Origin of the sequence: Erwinia sp. V71, from assembly GCF_965644245.1 — a bacterium.
GTDB lineage: Bacteria > Pseudomonadota > Gammaproteobacteria > Enterobacterales > Enterobacteriaceae > Erwinia.
In genome coordinates, this window is record NZ_CBFFRK010000314.1 from 1 (window position 1) to 317 (window position 317).

Here is a 317-nt window from a genome sequence, read left to right on the forward strand (position 1 = left end):
TGAAAACGATAGATGAACGGCAATCATTGTAGTCATGAACAGAACTTTGAATGATTAAATCGCACCTTCCTTAATTCTGGCGCTGCATCGTCGTTATCCGGATATTGAATTACGTCTTACAGTATCCGATTCCAGTAATTTAGAAGACAGCCTGCATGCCGGGTTGATTGATATTGCCTTAATCCAGAAACCGCAGTTTGACGATATTTTTGACTGTCACTCCTTTTCCCCGATCCCTACCGGGCGGATTCAAGTTCGAAGTGCAACGCTAAGCCGCCTGTCTTAACTCTGCAAAGACCACTGAAGGCTGCCGGAAC

1 protein-coding gene is annotated in these 317 nt (G+C 45.1%); it reads left to right on the forward strand.

Annotated elements, in window-relative coordinates; translation table 11 throughout:
* Positions 1 to 73 precede the first annotated feature (73 nt).
* On the forward strand, positions 74 to 286 hold the full coding sequence (locus ACSZO1_RS22785; RefSeq protein ID WP_437616689.1) for a LysR substrate-binding domain-containing protein: 213 nt from the start codon (positions 74 to 76) through the stop codon (positions 284 to 286).
* Positions 287 to 317 lie beyond the last annotated feature (31 nt).